The following is a 17,003-nucleotide window of genomic DNA, read 5'->3' as shown; positions in this document are numbered from 1 at the left end:
CGGCCAATGCCGATGGAACGGGACACCACATGGGAATTCTCGCCGGGAAAGTCGCGATCGTCACAGGAGCCGGCCAGGGAGTGGGCCAGGGCATCGCCCTCGCACTCGCCGGTGAGGGCGCTGCCGTCGCGGTGCTCGGGCGCACCATGGACAAGCTCGAATCGACCTGCGCGCTCGTCCGCGAGCGAGGCGGTACGGCCGAGCCGTTCCTGTGCGACGTGAGCGACACCGAGGCGATCCCGGCCGTGGTCGACGATGTGGCGGCGCGGTTCGGCGGGGTGGACATCCTCGTCAACAACGCCTACTCCGGCTCCTATGGCCCGTTGCTGTCGATGAGCGACGGCGCGTTCCAGAAGGGCTTTCGCAGCGGCCCGTTCGCCGCCTTCGCGTTCATGAAGGCGTGCCACCCGCACCTGAAGCGGCGCGGCGGCGGCAGCATCGTCAACCTGGTGACCTCGGCCATGGTCCGATGGGACCCCTCCACCTACGGCGCGTACGCCGCGGCCAAGCAGGCGCTGCGCTCGCTGACCCGGACGGCCGCGGCCGAATGGGGCCGTGACGGCATCCGCGCCAACAACATCGCCCCGCACGCCCTGTCCCCGGGCCTGAAGTGGTGGACGGAGACCAACCCCGAGGAGGCGGAGGAGTTCCGCAGGACGATCCCGCTCGGCCGCATCGGCGACTGCGAGGCCGACATCGGCCGGGCCGTGGTCGCGCTGGTGGGCCCGGACCTGCGGTATCTGACCGGCGCGACCGTGCCGCTCGACGGTGGTCAGGCGAACTTCGGCTGACCCGCACCACCCCCCCCACAGACACCGCCGCGGTCGGGCGGTCACGAAAGGAGAGAGATCGCATGGAAGTGAAGGCGATCACCCGTTTGGCGGCCGGTGCCCTGGCACTGGTGACGCTCGCGGCCTGCGCGAGCGAACGCGGCGCCGCGCCGGAGGCCACCACCGCCGCCGGGCAGCCGTCGGCCGCCGCGAGCCAGGAGACGTTCGGCACGCTGCAGTCACCCTGCGGGCCGGGCACCGCCAAGGGGGCGACCGACCAGGGCGTCACCGACACCGGCATCACCATCGGCTTCGGCGACGACCGCGGCTTCCCCAAGGCGCCCGGCCTGTCCAAGGAGATGGGCGACGCGGTCGGCGCCATGATCAAGTGGTGTAACGGCCAGGGCGGCATCAACGGCCGCAAGATCACCGGCAACCAGTACGACGCCGCCTACATGCAGGCCGCCACCGTCATGCAGAAGGCCTGCAAGCAGGACTTCATGCTGGTCGGGCACGGCTTCGCGCTGGACGAGGCGGCCGAGCAGTATCGCGTCGGCTGCAAGCTGCCCATGGTCGCCGGCTACACCGTCGGCCCGAACGCCGCCATGGGCCCGATGAAGTTCGAGCCCGTCCCCTACCCGGTGGACCACTTCAACGCCGCGCCGCTGCGCGTGGCCGCCAAGACGTTCCCCGGCTTCGCCAGCGACGTCGACCTGATCACCTCCACCTCGCCGGCGGTCATGGCGGGCAGCAAGAAGATCGAAGCCGCCATGAAGAGCATCGGCGTCACCCCCAAGAAGTGCGGCGTCCAGCTCAACAACGAGGGCGACCCCAGCTACGTGCCGTTCGCCGAGAAGTTCAAGTCGTGCGGCGTCAAGGCGCTGTGGACCTCCAAGTCGCCCGACCCCGCCGCCTTCAGCCTGCTGGAGGCGCTGGACCGGGTCGGCGCCGACCCGACGCTGGTCTTTGAGGCCACCTGGTACAGCCAGGCCGTCGCCAAGTGGAACGCCGCCGGCCAGGGCGACAACCTGCACGCCGGCCTGATCTTCCAGCCGTTCGAGAACGCCGGCCAGGTGCCGGCGGTCAAGAAGTACCTCGACCTGGTCAACGCCGAGAGCGGCAAGACCGCGCTGCTCGGCATGCAGGCGACCTCGGCGTTCCTGCTCTGGGCCACGGCGGCCAAGGACTGCGGCTCCGACCTGACCCGCCAGTGCATGGTCAACAAGCTCAGCCAGGTGCACGAGTGGACCGGCGGCGGCCTGCACGCCCCGACCGACCCGGGCGGCAACCTGCCGGCCTCCTGCTCGCTGATGGTGAAGCTCACCGGCTCGACGTACAAGCAGGTCGCCCCGGCGACCGTCGGCGAGTTCGACTGCGACCCGGCCAACGTGATCAAGACGGACCCGTCCACGTGGGGCACCAAGCTCGGCGAGGACCGGATCGCCACCACGTTCCTGACTCCCGACGTGATCAAGCCGCAGGGCTGATCGTCCCCCGGCCGCGGACCGGCCGCCCGCCGGTCCGCGGCCTTCCAGCCGTCCAGAGCAAGGGCAGCGCATGACCACGTTTCTGACCTTCACCCTCCTGGGGCTCGTCCTCGGGGCGGTGTACGCCATCGCGGCCTCCGGGCTGGTCCTGACGTACAACACCTCCGGGATCTTCAACTTCGCCCATGGCGCCCAGGCCATGCTCGGCACGTTCCTCTACTGGCAGCTCGCCCACGGCTGGGGCTGGCCGGTCTGGCTGGCGCTGATCGTCGTGGTGGGCGTCGTCGGGCCCGCCATGGGGGCCGCGCTCCATGCCGTGATCATGAAGGGGCTGCGGGACACCGCGGACGTGACCAGGATCGTGGTCACCGTCGCGATCATGCTCGGCATGGTGTTCCTGTCGCAGTGGCTCTGGCATCCGGAGGAGGCCAGGGTCGTCGAGATGTTCTTCGGCGCCGACGCCAAGGTCGAGTTCCTCGGCGTCGTCGTACGGGTCCACGAGATCATCTGCCTGCTCGTGGCGGCCGCGATCGCCGTGGGCCTGCGCATGCTCTTCACCCGCAGCCGCGTCGGCGTCGTCATGCGGGGCACCGTCGACGACCCCGACCTGATCCGGCTCAACGGGCACAACCCCGACCGGGTGGCCGCGCTCTCCTGGGCGATGGGCTCGACCCTCGCCGTGCTGGCCGGCATCCTCATCACGCCGATCGGCGGTGGCGCGCTGGAGGCCAACGCGCTCACGCTGCTCGTCATCGACGCGTTCGCGGCGGCGATGTTCGGCCGGCTGCGCAGCATCCCGCGCACCTTCGTCGGCGCGATGGTGCTCGGCCTGGCCGCGACGTACGTCACCGCCTACTTCCCGACCGACTGGACGTGGGCCGGCAACCTCCGCGTCTCGCTCCCGATGATCATCCTGTTCGTGGTGCTCGTCCTGCTGCCCCAGGACCGGCTGCGCGGCGCCGCCGTCCGGACCCGCGAACGCTACCGGGTCCCGACCGTGCGCCGGGCCGCGGTCTGGGGCGTCGCCCTGGTGGCCGCCGTCGTCCTGCTCATGCCGCTCATGGAGGACACCTCGATCACCACGTTCGGGCTGGGCATGACGTTCGCGATCATCGCGCTCTCGCTCACCCTGCTGACCGGCTACGCGGGGGAGCTGAACCTCGCGCCGCTCGCCTTCGGCGCGGTCGCCACCATCGTCGCCTTCCACTTCGGCATCACCGGCACCGGCCTGGCCGCCCGCCTCACCCTGTGGGGCATCCTGCTCGCGGTGCTCGTGGCCGCCGTCGTGGGCGGCCTGGTCGCGCTGCCCGCGCTCCGGCTGCGCGGGCTCTACCTGGCGCTCGCCACCATGGCCTTCGGCGTGTTCCTGTCGAACATGGTGCTGCGCGACACCGTCGAGCACACCCTCTTCGGCGTCACGTTCTCGCTGTTCCCGAACGGCGCGCTGATCGTCCCGCCGCTCCAGCTCGGCCCGCTCGACCTGCGCGACCCCGGCACGCTGCTGATCAGCGCCACCGCGCTGTTCGCGGCGATCGCCGTCGGCCTGGTCGCGCTGCGCGGCAGCGGCTACGGCAGGCGCCTGGCGGCCATGAAGGACAGCCCCGCCGCCACGGCGATGCTGGGCCAGGACCTGGTGAGGCTGAAGTTCGGCGTCTTCATGCTGTCGGCCGCCATCGCCGGGCTCGGCGGCGTCCTGATGTCGACCGCCGCCGGATCCGTCTCGAGCGAGAACTTCGCCGTCATGGCCGGCCTGTCCCTGGTGATGCTCACCGTCGTCGGCGGCATCGGATACGTCAGCGGCGCCCTGTTCGGCGGCCTGATGTCCGGCGTCGGCTTCGTCATCATCATCGGCACCTTCAACGACCTGGCCATGGCCGCCCCCGAGATGGCGGGCATCTACAAGACGCTCGGCCAGGTCATGCTGGTCGCCACCGCCCTGATCGGCATGGGCGTGGGCAAGAACCCCAGCGGCCTCGTACACGACCTGTTCGACGGCTACCGGACGCTGCGCGGCGCCCGGCCCGTGCTGGCCGGAGGCGCCGCCGCCGGAGCCGTGCTCTACCTGCTCGCGCTGACCGGCGTCATCGGCAACTGGTGGTTCGCCATCCTGACCGCGCTGCTGGTCATGACGCTGCCGGCGCTCGGCAGGGCGCTCATGCCGCGGGCCGTGCTGACCGAGGAGGAGCTCGCCCGGCGCCGGAGCGTCCCGCCCGAGCTCGCCGGCATCGACGAGCCGTACACCGACGAGCTGCGCGACCGGCTCGACCGGGAGCTCGGACTGCCCGCCCGTGAGGGCCGCGGCGGGCCGCGCGCCAGGCCGGCCGTCGAGGAGGGAGACGTCCATGCCATTGCTTGAGACCCGGGGCATCACCGTCCGCTTCGGCGGCAACATCGCCGTCGACGAGGTGAGCGTCGGCATCGAGCCGGGCCGGATCACCGGGCTGATCGGGCCGAACGGCGCCGGGAAGACGACGCTGTTCAACACGGTCACCGGCCTGCTGCGGCCCGACGCCGGACAGGTGCTCCTCGACGGCGCCGACATCACCCGGCTGCCGCCGGCCAGACGGGCCCGGCTCGGCCTGGCGCGCACGTTCCAGCGGCTCGAACTGTTCCTGTCGCTGTCGGTGCGCGACAACGTCAGGGTCGCCGGAGACATCCGGCGGGCCGGCGGGCACCGCGCCGACGTCGGCAAGGAGACCGACCGCGTCCTGGAGCTGACCGGCCTGAGCGACATCGCCGACCTCGACGTCTCCGCCATCCCGACCGGCCGGGCCCGCGTCGTCGAGGTCGCCCGCGCCCTGATGACCTCGCCCCGGGTGCTGCTGCTGGACGAGCCCGCCTCCGGCCAGACCGAGGCCGAGACCGACGCCTTCGCCCGGCTGCTGACCGGCCTCGCCGCCGACGGCCTGGCGATCTGCCTGGTCGAGCACGACCTGCCGCTGGTGATGCGGCTCTGCTCCACCATCCACGTCCTCGACTACGGCGCGGTCATCGCCTCGGGCACGCCCCGCGAGATCCAGGAGTCGCCCCAGGTCATCGCCGCCTACATCGGCACCGAGGAGGTCTCGGCATGAAGGACCAACCGGCGCCGCTGCTGGAGCTGGCCGGCGCCCGCGCCGCCTACGGCCCGATCGAGGTGCTGCGCGGGGTGGACCTCAGGGTCGAGGCCGGTTCGGTGGTCGCGCTGCTCGGCCCCAACGGCGGCGGCAAGTCGACCACGATGAAGGTCTGCGCGGGCCTGCTGCCGCTCACCGGAGGCGAGCTCAGGCTGGCCGGCCGGCGGGTCAACGGCCTGGCCGCCGAGGACGCGGCGCGGCTCGGGGTGTGCTCCATCCCCGAGGGCCGGGGCATCTTCCCCAACCTGACCGTCCGGGAGAACCTGTGGGTCGCCACCGGCACCGGCACCCGGCTGCGGGACATGGAGGAGGCCGCCTACACCCGCTTCCCGATGCTCGGCGAGCGGCGCGACCAGCTCGCCGGGTCACTGTCCGGCGGCCAGCAGCAGATGCTCGCGCTGTCGCGCGCCCTCGGCACCGCTCCCGCGATCCTGCTGCTCGACGAGCTGTCCATGGGCCTCGCCCCCATGATCGTGACGCAGATGTACGACACCGTGGCGCAGCTCGTCGCCGAGGGACTGTCCGTCCTGGTGGCCGAGCAGTTCGCCCGCGCCGTGCTGCCCATCGCCGACACCGCGGCCCTGATGCTGAACGGACGCGTCGTCTCGGTCGGCACACCCGGCGAGATCGAGGACCACCTGTCCAGCGGCTATCTAGGAGGTTGAACCATGCTGACAGATGAACGACGCGAGCAGTTCAGGTCGGAGGTGGCGCGGATGAGACTCAAGACCGACCGCTCCCGCCACGACGGCAAGGCACGCGCGCTGGGCGCGCTCCTGATGGTCGCCGGAGTGGTCGGCGCCCTCATCGCCTACAACAACTCCCTCAGCCAGGACGACGCGCGCGACATCGCCTCCTTCCAGATCCTCGCCACGGCGTGCGTCTCCGTCACCGTGCTGGGCGCCGCCCTCTACCTCGCCGCGGCCGTGGCCGGAGTGCTGCGCCTGTGGCTGCTCCGCCAGCTCGTGGAAGGGCAGGCGCAGGCCGATCAGCTCGCCGAGGCCCTGCGCGAGCGCCGGGACTGACCCGCCGCGCTCCGCACTCTCCCGGTCAGCGGGATTCGCCGGTCCCCGGCGGATCCCGCTGACTAACGTCGACCTTGCTCCAATCCGGAGTCCGGACGGAGGATCCCCCTTGACTCAGACGACACCCCCGGCCAAGGACGTGCCGGACGTGCTCGCCCCGGCGAAACTCGGCCCGGTGACCCTGCGCAACCGCGTCATCAAGGCGGCCACGTACGAGGGGCTGAGCCGCAAGAGCCTGGTCACCGACGAGCTCATCGAGTTCCACGTGCGCCACGCGGCGGGCGGCGTCGGCATGACCACCGTGGCCTACTGCGCCGTCGCCCCCGAAGGGCGTACGAGCGCGCGGCAGCTCCAGTGGACGCCCGAGGCCCTGCCGGGCCTGCGCAAGCTGACCGACGCCGTGCACGCCGAGGGCGCGGCCGTAGCCGCGCAGATCGGCCACGCCGGCCCGGTCGCCAACCCCAAGTCCAACCGGCTGCCCGCGCTGGCGCCGAACCGGCACTTCCACGCCACGACGACCAGCTTCACCCGCGCGGCCAGCCGCGACGACCTGCGGCGGATCGTCCAGGCCCATGGGCACGCCGGCACGATGGCGATCGAGGCCGGCTTCGACGCCGTCGAGATCCACCTCGGGCACAACTACCTCGCCAGCTCGTTCCTCAGCCCCAGGCTCAACCACCGCAAGGACGAGTACGGCGGCAGTCTGGCGAACCGGGCCCGCCTGTCCAGGGACATCGCCCGCGCCGTCCGCGACGCCGTCGGCGACCGGATCGCGATCACCGCCAAGTTCAACATGGACGACGGCGTGCCCGGCGGCTTCTGGCTCGACGAGTCGATCCAGGTCGCCCAGTGGCTGGAGCAGGACGGCTCCGTCGACGCCCTGGAGCTCACCGCGGGCAGCTCACTGCTCAACCCCATGTACCTGTTCAAGGGGGAGGCGCCGCTGCGGGAGTTCGCGGCGGCCATGCCCCAGCCGATCAGGCTCGGGGTCAAGCTCGTCGGCAAGCGGCTGCTGCACTCCTACCCCTACCAGGACGCCTACCTGCTCAAGGACGCCCGGCAGATCCGCGCCGCGGTCAAGATGCCGCTCATCCTGCTCGGCGGGATCACCGACAAGAAGGTGATGGACCAGGCGATGAGCGAGGGCTTCGAGTTCGTCGCGATGGCCCGGGCGCTGCTGCGCGAGCCCGACCTGATCAACCGGATGCGGGCCGACGCCGACGTGAAGTCCCTGTGCATCCACTGCAACAAGTGCATGACCGCCATCTACGGCGGCACCCACTGCGTGCTGACCGGGCCCCTGATCAGGCAGGCCGAGCGGGCCTGAGGAGAACCACCACCGTGCGACGAGACACCATCGCCGACCTGCTGCTCGACCGGGCCGGCGACGACCACCCCGGGCTGCGGACCCGCGAGCGCACCTGGACCTGGGACGAGGTGGTGCGCGAGAGCGCGGCCCGCGCCCGCCTGGCGCGCGAACTGCGCGCCGACGGCCCGTTCCACATCGGAGTCCTGCTCGACAACGTGCCCGAGTACGTCTTCTGGCTCGGCGCGGCGGCCCTCTGCGGCGCCACCATCGTCGGCATCAACCCCACCCGGCGCGGTTCCACCCTGGAGCGGGAGGTCAGGCACACCGACCCGATGCTCGTCGTCACCGACGAGGCCGGCCTGCGCCTGCTCGACGGCCTCGATCTCGGCGTCCCTCGCGACCGGTTCCTGGTCGTCGACGGCCCGGACTACGCGGCGCGGCTCGCCGCCCAGGCGCGCGAGCCGTACCGCGAGCCGGACATCACGCCCGAGACGCAGCTGCTGCTGCTGTTCACCTCCGGCACCACCGGGGCCTCCAAGGCGGCCCGCTGCTCCCAGGGCCGGCTCGCCAGGCTCGGGCACGCCAACTCCGGCAAGTACGACGTCCGGCGGCACGACGTGACCTACTGCTGCATGCCGCTCTTCCACGGCAACGCGGTGATGGGCCTGTGGGCACCGTCGCTCGTCGCGGGCGCGACCGTCACCCTCGTGCCGAAGTTCTCCGCCTCCCGGTTCCTGCCCGACGTCCGCTTCTACGGCGCCACGTTCTTCACCTACGTCGGCAAGGCCATCGCGTACGTCCTGGCCACGCCGGAGACCCCCGGCGACGCCGACAACCCGCTCACCCACGCCTTCGGCACCGAGGCGTCACCGGAGGACCAGGCCGCCTTCCTGCGCCGCTTCGGCTGCCGGCTCATCGAGGCCTACGGGTCCAGCGAGGGCTCCGGCCTGATCGAACTGGCCCCGGAGGGGCCGCCGGGCGCGCTCGGCAGGCCCGCCCACGCCGGGGTCAGAGTGGTCTGCCCGGAGACCCGGGAGACCTGCCCGCCCGCGCTGCTCGACGAGCACGGCCGGGTAACCAACGCCGAAGCGGCCATCGGCGAGATCGTGGACGTCGACGGCGCGGCCAGGTTCGAGGGCTACTACAAGAACGCCGCCGCCGACGCCGAACGGGTCCGCCACGGCTGGTACTGGACCGGCGACCTCGGCTACCTCGACGAGGCCGGCTACCTGCACTTCGCCGGGCGCTCCGGCGACTGGATCCGGGTGGACGGCGAGAACATCTCCGCCCTGCTCACCGAACGCGTCCTGCGCCGGCACCCGCGGATCGTGGCGGCGGCGGCCTTCGCCGTGCCCGACCCGCGCTCCGGCGACCAGGTGATGGCCGCCATCGAGATCCCCGAAGGCACCGCCTTCGAGGACCTCGCCCTGCCCGCCTTCCTGGCGGAGCAGGCAGACCTCGGCACCAAGGGGGCGCCGCGCTTCGTCCGGGTCTCCCACACGCTGCCGGCCACCGGCTCCGGCAAGCTGCGCAAGAAGGAGATCCAGCACGACGGCTGGCGGACCGGCGACCCGGTCCACCGCTGGACCGGGCGCGGCGCTCCCGACTATGTCCCGATGACCGGCGAGGACAAGGCCGCGCTGCGCGCCGAGTTCGCCGCCAACGGACGACAGCGGTTCCTGCCCTAGCCACCCACGGCCTTGGCGAACTCAGGAGGAGAACGGAACATGGATCTGCGCGAGACCCCCGCGCATCGGCGGCTGCGCACCGAGCTGCGGGAGTACTTCGCGGGGCTGCTGACCGAGGACGAGCGGCGCCGGGCCGGCGAGGAGGGCGTGGGAGGTCCCCGCTTCCGCGAGGTGACCAGTCGCCTCGGCGCCGACGGCTGGCTCGGCATCGGCTGGCCGGCCGAATACGGCGGGCAGGGCCGCTCGATCGAGGAGCAGTACGTCTTCTTCGACGAGGTCCAGCGGGCCGGGCTGCCCTTCCCGTTCGTCACCGTCAACACCGTCGGCCCGACCCTGATGAGCCACGGCTCGGCCGAGCAGCGCGACAGGTTCCTGCCCGGCATGCTGTCCGGCGACATCGTCTTCGCCATCGGCTACACCGAGCCGGACGCGGGCACCGACCTGGCCTCCCTCACCACCCGCGCGGTCAGGGACGGCGACGAGTGGGTCATCGACGGCAGCAAGATCTTCACCAGCGGCGCGAACACCGCCGACTACGTGTGGCTGGCCTGCCGTACCGACCAGGACGCGCCCAAGCACCGGGGCATCTCGATCCTGATCGTTCCCACCGACGCCCCCGGATTCTCCTGGAGTCCCATCCAGTGCGTCGGCGGCATGGTCGTCACGGCCACCTACTACGGCGGCGTACGGGTGCCCGCCGGCAACCTCGTCGGCGAGGTCAACGGCGGCTGGAAACTCATCACCCACCAGCTCAACCACGAGCGGGTCGGCCTGGCGGCGCTCGGCGGCCGGATGATCCAGCTCTGGGAGCAGGTCCTCGGCTGGGCCCGCGACAACGGCGCCATCGAGCTGCCCTGGGTGCAACGCGACCTCGCGCGCACGTACGCGCGGCTTGAGGCGATGCGGCTGATGAACTGGAAGATGACCGCGGCCGTCGCGCGGGACGCGCTGTCCGGCGCCGACGCGGGCGCGGCCAAGGTCTACGGCACCGAGACGCACATCGACGTGCAGCGGACGCTGTCGCAGATCCTCGGCGCGGCCGGCCGGATCCGGCCCGGCTCACCGGGCGCCGTGCTCGCCGGTCAGATCGAGCAGCTGTCCCGGCAGGGGATCGTCAACACCTTCGGCGGCGGCGTGAACGAGGTTCTGCGCGACATGGTCGCCACCCAGGGGCTCGGCCTGCCCCGGATGGGACGTGGAGCGTGAGCGCGCCCCAGCCGGTCAGCGACGACCGCGGCACGCCCGGGGCGGTGGCCGGAGGCGGTGGCGCGTCCGGGCAGGTGGTCCGTGACGGTGGCGCGTCCGGGGCGCCGGGCGGCGACGGGTACGAGGAGCGGCTGCTGGCCTTCGCCGGCCGGGAGATCGTGCCGCCCAGGCCCGGTCCCGACCCGGTCAACGCGCCGATGATCCGGCACTGGGCCGAGGCCATGGGCGACGGCAACCCCGTCTACCAGGACGAGGAGGCGGCCCGCGCGAGCGGCCGGCCGGGGATCGTCGCGCCCGCGTCGATGACGCAGGCATGGACGATGCGCGGCTACGCCGCCACCATGGCGGGTCTGAGCGGCGGGCCGGGCTCCGAGGAACTCGTCGCCCTGCTCGGCGAGGGCGGCTACACCTCGGTGGTGGCGACCGACTCGGAGTTCGAGTTCCACCGCGAGCTGGTGCCCGGCGACCACGTCAGCGTGCGGGAGGTCGTCGAGTCGATCTCCCCTGAGAAGGTCACCGCCCTCGGCCCCGGCCGGTTCGTGACCACCGTACGCACCTACACGGACCAGAACGACGAGACGGTCGCGGTGCAGCGCTGGCGCACCCTGCGCTTCCGCCCCCAGAGGCGCCCCACGCCGCCATCTCCGGCGGACACCCCGGAGACCGCGCCGGAGGCGCTCAGGCCACGGCCGGCGGTGAACCGGGACAACGCGTTCTGGTTCGAGGCGGCGCGCGAGCACCGGCTGGTCATCCAGCGCTGCGCCGGATGCGCGGCGCTGCGCCATCCGCCCGGCCCCTGCTGCCCGGAGTGCGGCTCGTTCGACTGGGACACCGTCGAGGCGTCCGGCCGCGGGCACGTCCACAGCTTCGTGGTCAGCCACCACCCACGCCATCCGGCGTTCGAGTACCCGCTGGTCGTTGCGGTCGTGGAGCTCGCGGAAGGCACCCGGCTCATCACCAACCTGGCCGGCGTCACCCCGGACGAGGTCGAGATCGACCTGCCGGTCACGCTCGACTGGCTCGACGCGGACCCCGGTCTCTCACTTCCCGTGTTCCGGCCGGTCGCGCAGGAGGAGCAACACTGATGGACTTCACCCTGGACGAGGAGCTCGAAGAGGTTCGCGCTCTGGCGCGCGAGATCCTCACCGACCGCGCCACCACCGACCGCGTCCGCGCCGTCGAGAGCTCCGAGACCCACCTCGACGAGGAGCTCTGGTCGGAGCTGGGCAAGGCGGGCCTGCTCGGGATCGCGGCGCCGGAGGAGGCGGGCGGGGCCGGGCTCGGCCTGGCCGCGCTCTGCGTCCTGCTGGAGGAGCAGGGCCGGTTCGTGGCGCCGGTCCCGCTGTGGCCGGCCGCCGTCGCGGCCCTCGTGATCGCCGAGCACGGCACGCCCGCGCAGCGCGCGACCCTGCTGCCCGGAGCGGTGGACGGCACCTCCCGGCTCACCCTCGCGCTGGAGGAGTTCGGCCCCGCCGACCCGGCCCACCCCACCTGCACCGCCCACCGGGACGCCGCCGATCGGAACGCCGCCGGTCAGGACGGTGGCGGGTGGCGGTTGACCGGGACGAAGGCCGTGGTCCCATCGCCGTTCGGCGCGAGTCATGTGCTGGTCTCAGCCGCCACCAAGCACGGGCCGGGGCTGTTCCTGGTCGAGTCCGGCGCCGAGGGCGTCGTCTGGGAACGGGCCGAGACCACCACCCACGACCTGGCCGGCAACCTCACCCTGACCGGCGCGCCCGCGCAGCCGGTCGGGACACCCGGCGGCGGAGCCGTCGCGTGGACCCTCGAACGCGCCGCCGTCGCCCTGGCGGCCCTGCAACTCGGCGTCACCCAGGGCGCGCTGCGGCACGCGGTGACCTACCTCACCGAGCGCAGGCAGTTCGGCCGCCCGCTGGGCGGCTTCCAGGCGGTGCAGCACCAGCTCGCCGACTGCTACATCGACATCGACGCCCTGCGGGTATGCCTCTGGCAGGCCGTGACCGCACTGGAGGAGGGCCCCGCGCCGGCCGCCGTGTTGGTCGCGAAGTGGTGGGCCGGCGACGCCGGGCTGACCGTGGCCCACCGGGTGCAGCACGTGCACGGCGGCATCGGCGTCGACGTCGAGTACCCCGTGCACCGGCACTTCCTGTGGGCCAGGCAGATCGCCGGAACCCTGGGCGGGCCGAGCGCCGACCTGGCCCGCCTCGGCGGCGTCCTCGCCACCGGTCCGGTGACGCCGTGAACCCGACCTCCAGGACGTACGGGGAGGTGGCGGTGGGCGACCCGCTCCCGGAGCTGGCGATCCCGCTGACCCGCACCCTGATCGTCGCGACCGCCATCGCCAGCCGCGACTACCAGGACGTCCACCACGACCCCGGCCTGGCCGTCGAGCGGGGCTCCGAGGACGTGTTCATGAACATCCTGACCACCAATGGCCTGGTCGACCGCTATGTCACCGAATGGGCGGGTCCTGCCGCCACCGTCAAGGCGATCAGGATCAGGCTCGGCGCGCCCAACTACCCCGGCGACACGATGGTGCTGACCGGCGCCGTCACCGCCAAGCACGACGAGGACCAGCGGGTCGAGATCGCCGTGCGCGGCGTCAACGGCCGGGGCGTCCACGTCTCCGGCACCGTCGCCGTACGGTTGCCGGCCGCCGATCCGAAGGCCATAGATCCCAAGGCCGCAGACCCCAAGGCCGCAGACCCCAAGGACGGGACATGAGCAGCCGCCCCCATCCGCTCAGCGGCGCCGCGGCCGTGGCGGGCATCGGCGCCACGGAGTTCTCCAAGAACTCGGGCCGCAGCGAGCTGCGGCTCGCCTGCGAGGCCGTGCTCGCCGCCGTGGCCGACGCCGGGCTGAAGCCGTCCGACGTCGACGGGATGGTCACGTTCACCGCCGACAGCAGCTCCGAGATCCACATCGCCCGCAACACCGGGATCGGCGAGCTGACCTTCTTCTCCCGCGTCGGTCACGGCGGCGGCGCGGCCTGCGGCACGCTCCAGCAGGCGGCCATGGCCGTGGCGACCGGCGTCGCCGAGGTCGTCGTCTGCTACCGGGCGTTCAACGAGCGCTCGGGCGAGCGTTACGGCCTCGGCCAGGCGGACCGGCCCATGGACACCAGCGCCGACCGCGCCGCCTACTCCTGGATGACGCCGTTCGGCCTGGCGACGCCGGCGCAGTGGGTCGCCATGTTCGCCCGCCGTTACATGCACGAGTACGGCGCCACCAGCGAGGACTTCGGCCGGGTCGCGGTCGTGGACCGGCGGCACGCCGCGACCAACCCGGCGGCCTGGTTCTACCAGCGGCCCATCACCCTGGAGGAGCACCAGGCGTCGCGCTGGATCGCCGAGCCGCTGCGCCTGCTGGACTGCTGCCAGGAGACCGACGGCGGGCAGGCGCTGGTCGTGGTCTCGGCCGAGCGGGCCCGCGACCTGCCGCACCCGCCCGCCGTGATCCGCGCCGCCGCCCAGGGCTCGGGCGCCGACCAGCACATGATGACCAGCTACTACCGCCCGACGATCAGCGGCATCCCGGAGATGGGGCTGGTGGGCCGGCAACTGTACGGGCAGAGCGGCCTCGGCCCTGGCGACATGGACGCGGCCATCCTGTACGACCACTTCACGCCGCTGGTGCTCCCGCAACTGGAGGAGCTCGGCTTCTGCGGCAGGGGAGAGGCCAGGGACTTCGTCGCCGACGGCCACCTCGAACTGGGCGGGCGGCTGCCGTTCAACACGCACGGCGGCCAGCTCGGCGAGGCGTACCTGCACGGCATGAACGGCGTCGCCGAGGCCGTCCGGCTGGTCCGCGGCACCTCGGTCAACCAGCCCGAGGGGGTGAGCCACGTGATGGTCACGGCGGGCACCGGCGTCCCCACCAGCGGCCTGGTGCTGGGCGTGGACCAGTAGGTCGCGCGGACGCGGGCACGTGCTTCGCCGGACTTTTCCGTCCAGAGGGTGGTCAGGCCGCCAAGACGGCCCGCAGGGCGGCGGCGTAGGCCCGTGGATGGGTGGTATTGCCGTTGTGGCCGCCGGGGAACTCACGCAGTCGCGTGCCGCACAGGTCAGCTAGGGCGGCGGCGCACTTGCGATCGAAGACGGTGGTCGGCGTGGTGCGGCCGGCGGCCGGGATGATGCGAGTGGACGTGTTTCTCAGCGCGGTGACGTCGAGGGTGTCGCGGATGACCGCGGTGAAGTCGTGCTCGATGAAGAAGGTGAAGTTGTCCACCCGCTGCGGAGTCATCGGCTGCGGGGTGAGGCCGGGTTCGGCGCCGGGATGGGCGGGGTCGATGCCGAGGACTTCGGCGATCATCGCGAGAGCCGCCCGCAGGCCGTCTCGCCGGTGGACGTGCTGGATCTCCTCCAGTTCCCGTTCGTGGTGGGCGCGCTGATCGGCGGGGAGCAGCCGTGGGGTGACCGGCTCGTGGGCGACGAGCACGCTGACCTGTTCCGGGTGCCGGGTGACCAGGTGGAGGCCAATGGAGGCGCCAAGGCTGCAGCCGAGCATCAGCGCCGGCTCGTCGGTGAGTTCGGCCAGCAGACGGTGCACGTCATCGGCGTGCTGGGTCAGCGTCACCCCCTGCGCCGGGTCGTCCAGAGTGCTGCGCGACAGGCCGCGGCGGTCGTAGGTCACCACGGTGTGGTCGGTGACCAGCTGGTCGACCAGGTCAGTGCTGCGTCCGGCATTGCCTTCGCCGCTTTGCGAGACGAGCAGGATGGGGCCGGTGCCGCGGACCTCGTAGTACAGCGTGGCTCCGGGGACACGCAGTAGCTCCGTCGTACTGGTGGCGTTCATGAGCATCCCTTCGAGGGAGGGGCCTATGCGGCCCGGTCGAAAGCGACCCTAACGCATCAAACTTGATACATCAATTCTGATGTATCTGAATTGATGTATCTTGGTAGCGTGAACGGAGTCGAACTGTTCCTGCTGGGGCGGACCCTGATGAAGATCGGCGAGGAGGCTCTGCCCGCCGAAGGCATCGGGCAGCACTCCACCAGCGTCCGGACGGTCCTGATCGTGGCCAGCGACGTGCGGGCCCACACCGGCAGCGCGGTCGGCGAGATCGCCACCCGGACCGGCCTGCCGCAGAGCGCCGTGTCCGCAGCGGTCGCCCGGCTCCGTCAGGCGGGCGCTGTGGTCACCGAACCCGACCCCCGCGACCGCCGCCGACTCCTCATCCGCCCCGCCTCCGAAGCGTCCCCCCGCATGGCGGAGGTCAGATCGACGCCGATCGACGTCGCATTGGCGACCGCCCTGGGCACGGACGACCCGGACCACGTCGCCAAGATCGTGGATCTACTCGATGAGCTCGCGTGCCACCTGACCCCGCAGGCGCTCACCCGCCTGCGCAACTGAGCACTGCTTCGCCGCCTTCTCAGTGCGCCTGTCGTCGACCGGTAGCCGTCGACCGGTGAAGGTCTCCACGAACGACAGGACCGTGGCGGGATCGGTCAGGTCAGCGTGGCCGTGTAGCGGGCCGGGAACTCGCCCCCGCCGTGCACCGCGAGGTCCGCGCCGGTCACGTAGGACGCGAGGTCGCTGGCCAGGTAGAGGCAGGCGCCGGCGATGTCGGCCGGCACCGCCATCCGCTTCATCGGGACGACCGCGGCGACCGCCGCGCCGCCGTCCTCGCCGTAGACCGCAGCCGCCGCCTCCGTACGGGTCAGGCCGGTGGTGATGTGGTTGACCCGCACCTTCGGCGACCACTCCAGCGCCAGCGCCTTGGTGAGCATGAGCAGGCCGGCCTTGGCAGCCGAGTAGGCGGCGGTGCCCGGCTGGGGGTCCACGCCGGAGACGCTGCCGATGTTGATGATCGAGCCGCCCGTCTCCTGGGCGCGCATGACCAGGTTGGCGGGCTGGGCCACGTAGAACGGGGCGAGCAGGTTCAGGTCCACGATCCGGGCGACGAACCTCGGCGAGACCGTCGCCGCGTCGGCGTCGGGGGAGCCTCCGGCGTTGTTGACCAGCACGTCGAGCCGTCCGAGCAGCTCGACCGTACGCTCCACCAACTGGACGGCGGCGCTCGCGTCGCGGACGTCGGCCGCGACGAACCGGGCCGTCCTGCCGTCCGCGCTCGGCAGCGTCTCCGGCTCGCCCCGGCCGCACACCACCACGTCGGCCCCCGCGGCGAGGAACGCCCGCGCGATCTCGAAGCCGATGCCCTTGGTGCCGCCGGTGACCAGCACCGCCCGGCCGCCGAAGTCCAGCGTCACATCCACCGAAGTCCTCCCGCACAGTCCACCGGATGATCCCCGGATCGATCTCCGGACGATCCCTCGGAGGGTACGGGCCGTACGGCCGGGCGCGGGGAGCGGATACCGGCCAGCGGGACGGCTGTTCCGCCGAACCCCGATCACTTGCCACCATGGGGGCCGTGACGTACGCGTGGCGCGACGGGCCGCGTCCGGACTGCGAAGGCAGGAT

At 72.1% G+C, this 17,003-nt stretch carries 16 protein-coding genes; 14 read left to right on the top strand and 2 right to left on the bottom strand.

The window, feature by feature from the left end; genetic code table 11:
* Positions 1 to 29 precede the first annotated feature (29 nt).
* The 13 genes from AC5L3X_RS22445 to AC5L3X_RS22385 all read left to right on the top strand — a co-directional run bounded on the left by AC5L3X_RS22445 (position 30) and on the right by AC5L3X_RS22385 (position 14,488).
* Entirely contained in the window at positions 30 to 791 is a 762-nt protein-coding gene (locus AC5L3X_RS22445; RefSeq protein ID WP_494859326.1) for an SDR family NAD(P)-dependent oxidoreductase, read from the top strand.
* Between the two features lie 62 nt (positions 792 to 853).
* The gene (locus tag AC5L3X_RS22440; protein ID WP_189125788.1) at positions 854 to 2,257 is read left to right on the top strand and encodes an ABC transporter substrate-binding protein; all 1,404 of its coding nucleotides are present in this window, start codon (positions 854 to 856) and stop codon (positions 2,255 to 2,257) included.
* Between the two features lie 70 nt (positions 2,258 to 2,327).
* Positions 2,328 to 4,613 (top strand): ABC transporter permease, encoded by a 2,286-nt coding sequence (locus tag AC5L3X_RS22435; protein WP_494859324.1) that lies wholly within the window; start codon positions 2,328 to 2,330, stop codon positions 4,611 to 4,613.
* A complete protein-coding gene (locus AC5L3X_RS22430; protein WP_494859322.1) occupies positions 4,600 to 5,331 on the top strand; it encodes an ABC transporter ATP-binding protein in 732 nt (243 codons plus the stop codon). Before AC5L3X_RS22435 ends, AC5L3X_RS22430 begins: the two co-directional genes overlap by 14 nt.
* The gene (locus tag AC5L3X_RS22425) at positions 5,328 to 6,038 is read left to right on the top strand and encodes an ABC transporter ATP-binding protein (RefSeq protein WP_494859320.1); all 711 of its coding nucleotides are present in this window, start codon (positions 5,328 to 5,330) and stop codon (positions 6,036 to 6,038) included. The genes AC5L3X_RS22430 and AC5L3X_RS22425 overlap by 4 nt, the downstream gene beginning before the upstream one ends.
* Before the next feature lie 51 nt (positions 6,039 to 6,089).
* The gene (locus AC5L3X_RS22420; protein ID WP_494859319.1) at positions 6,090 to 6,398 is read left to right on the top strand and encodes a hypothetical protein; all 309 of its coding nucleotides are present in this window, start codon (positions 6,090 to 6,092) and stop codon (positions 6,396 to 6,398) included.
* Between the two features lie 109 nt (positions 6,399 to 6,507).
* Positions 6,508 to 7,725 carry an NADH:flavin oxidoreductase gene (locus tag AC5L3X_RS22415; RefSeq protein ID WP_494859317.1) on the top strand — a complete coding sequence of 406 codons (1,218 nt, stop codon included), beginning with the start codon at positions 6,508 to 6,510 and terminating at the stop codon, positions 7,723 to 7,725.
* A 14-nt stretch (positions 7,726 to 7,739) separates the two neighbouring features.
* Positions 7,740 to 9,395 carry a steroid-22-oyl-CoA synthetase gene (casI, locus tag AC5L3X_RS22410; protein ID WP_494859316.1) on the top strand — a complete coding sequence of 552 codons (1,656 nt, stop codon included), beginning with the start codon at positions 7,740 to 7,742 and terminating at the stop codon, positions 9,393 to 9,395.
* A 39-nt stretch (positions 9,396 to 9,434) separates the two neighbouring features.
* On the top strand, positions 9,435 to 10,601 hold the full coding sequence (locus tag AC5L3X_RS22405) for an acyl-CoA dehydrogenase family protein (RefSeq protein ID WP_189125781.1): 1,167 nt from the start codon (positions 9,435 to 9,437) through the stop codon (positions 10,599 to 10,601).
* Entirely contained in the window at positions 10,598 to 11,686 is a 1,089-nt protein-coding gene (locus tag AC5L3X_RS22400) for a bifunctional MaoC family dehydratase N-terminal/OB-fold nucleic acid binding domain-containing protein (protein WP_494859314.1), read from the top strand. The genes AC5L3X_RS22405 and AC5L3X_RS22400 overlap by 4 nt, the downstream gene beginning before the upstream one ends.
* A complete protein-coding gene (locus AC5L3X_RS22395; RefSeq protein WP_494859312.1) occupies positions 11,686 to 12,822 on the top strand; it encodes an acyl-CoA dehydrogenase family protein in 1,137 nt (378 codons plus the stop codon). The genes AC5L3X_RS22400 and AC5L3X_RS22395 overlap by 1 nt, the downstream gene beginning before the upstream one ends.
* Entirely contained in the window at positions 12,819 to 13,304 is a 486-nt protein-coding gene (locus tag AC5L3X_RS22390; protein ID WP_494859310.1) for a MaoC family dehydratase, read from the top strand. The genes AC5L3X_RS22395 and AC5L3X_RS22390 overlap by 4 nt, the downstream gene beginning before the upstream one ends.
* Positions 13,301 to 14,488, top strand: coding sequence for a lipid-transfer protein (locus tag AC5L3X_RS22385; RefSeq protein ID WP_494859308.1), 1,188 nt, complete (start codon positions 13,301 to 13,303; stop codon positions 14,486 to 14,488). The genes AC5L3X_RS22390 and AC5L3X_RS22385 overlap by 4 nt, the downstream gene beginning before the upstream one ends.
* 52 nt (positions 14,489 to 14,540) lie before the next feature.
* Here AC5L3X_RS22385 and AC5L3X_RS22380 read toward each other — a convergent pair whose 3' ends face one another.
* A complete protein-coding gene (locus tag AC5L3X_RS22380) occupies positions 14,541 to 15,374 on the bottom strand; it encodes an alpha/beta fold hydrolase (protein ID WP_494859306.1) in 834 nt (277 codons plus the stop codon).
* 108 nt (positions 15,375 to 15,482) lie between these two features.
* Here AC5L3X_RS22380 and AC5L3X_RS22375 point away from each other — a divergent pair, with 108 nt between their 5' ends.
* Positions 15,483 to 15,935 (top strand): MarR family winged helix-turn-helix transcriptional regulator, encoded by a 453-nt coding sequence (locus AC5L3X_RS22375; RefSeq protein WP_494859304.1) that lies wholly within the window; start codon positions 15,483 to 15,485, stop codon positions 15,933 to 15,935.
* A gap of 95 nt (positions 15,936 to 16,030) precedes the next feature.
* Here AC5L3X_RS22375 and AC5L3X_RS22370 read toward each other — a convergent pair whose 3' ends face one another.
* On the bottom strand, positions 16,031 to 16,798 hold the full coding sequence (locus AC5L3X_RS22370; RefSeq protein ID WP_494859302.1) for an SDR family oxidoreductase: 768 nt from the start codon (positions 16,796 to 16,798) through the stop codon (positions 16,031 to 16,033).
* Between the last annotated feature and the right edge of the window lie 205 nt (positions 16,799 to 17,003).

This window comes from Nonomuraea sp. CX421 (assembly GCF_059358955.1).
The sequence above is the reverse complement of the archived record's forward strand: the minus strand, read 5'-3'. Positions and strand labels throughout refer to the sequence as shown.

Excerpts from the sequence above, each read along its gene's own strand:
- AC5L3X_RS22445 (WP_494859326.1), top strand. The coding sequence starts at position 30 with ATGGGAATTCTCGCCGGGAAAGTCGCGATCGTCACAGGAGCCGGCCAG.
- AC5L3X_RS22440 (WP_189125788.1), top strand. The coding sequence starts at position 854 with ATGGAAGTGAAGGCGATCACCCGTTTGGCGGCCGGTGCCCTGGCACTG.
- AC5L3X_RS22435 (WP_494859324.1), top strand. The coding sequence starts at position 2,328 with ATGACCACGTTTCTGACCTTCACCCTCCTGGGGCTCGTCCTCGGGGCG.
- AC5L3X_RS22430 (WP_494859322.1), top strand. The coding sequence starts at position 4,600 with ATGCCATTGCTTGAGACCCGGGGCATCACCGTCCGCTTCGGCGGCAAC.
- AC5L3X_RS22425 (WP_494859320.1), top strand. The coding sequence starts at position 5,328 with ATGAAGGACCAACCGGCGCCGCTGCTGGAGCTGGCCGGCGCCCGCGCC.
- AC5L3X_RS22420 (WP_494859319.1), top strand. The coding sequence starts at position 6,090 with ATGAGACTCAAGACCGACCGCTCCCGCCACGACGGCAAGGCACGCGCG.
- AC5L3X_RS22405 (WP_189125781.1), top strand. The coding sequence starts at position 9,435 with ATGGATCTGCGCGAGACCCCCGCGCATCGGCGGCTGCGCACCGAGCTG.
- AC5L3X_RS22395 (WP_494859312.1), top strand. The coding sequence starts at position 11,686 with ATGGACTTCACCCTGGACGAGGAGCTCGAAGAGGTTCGCGCTCTGGCG.
- AC5L3X_RS22385 (WP_494859308.1), top strand. The coding sequence starts at position 13,301 with ATGAGCAGCCGCCCCCATCCGCTCAGCGGCGCCGCGGCCGTGGCGGGC.
- AC5L3X_RS22380 (WP_494859306.1), bottom strand. The coding sequence starts at position 15,374 with ATGAACGCCACCAGTACGACGGAGCTACTGCGTGTCCCCGGAGCCACG.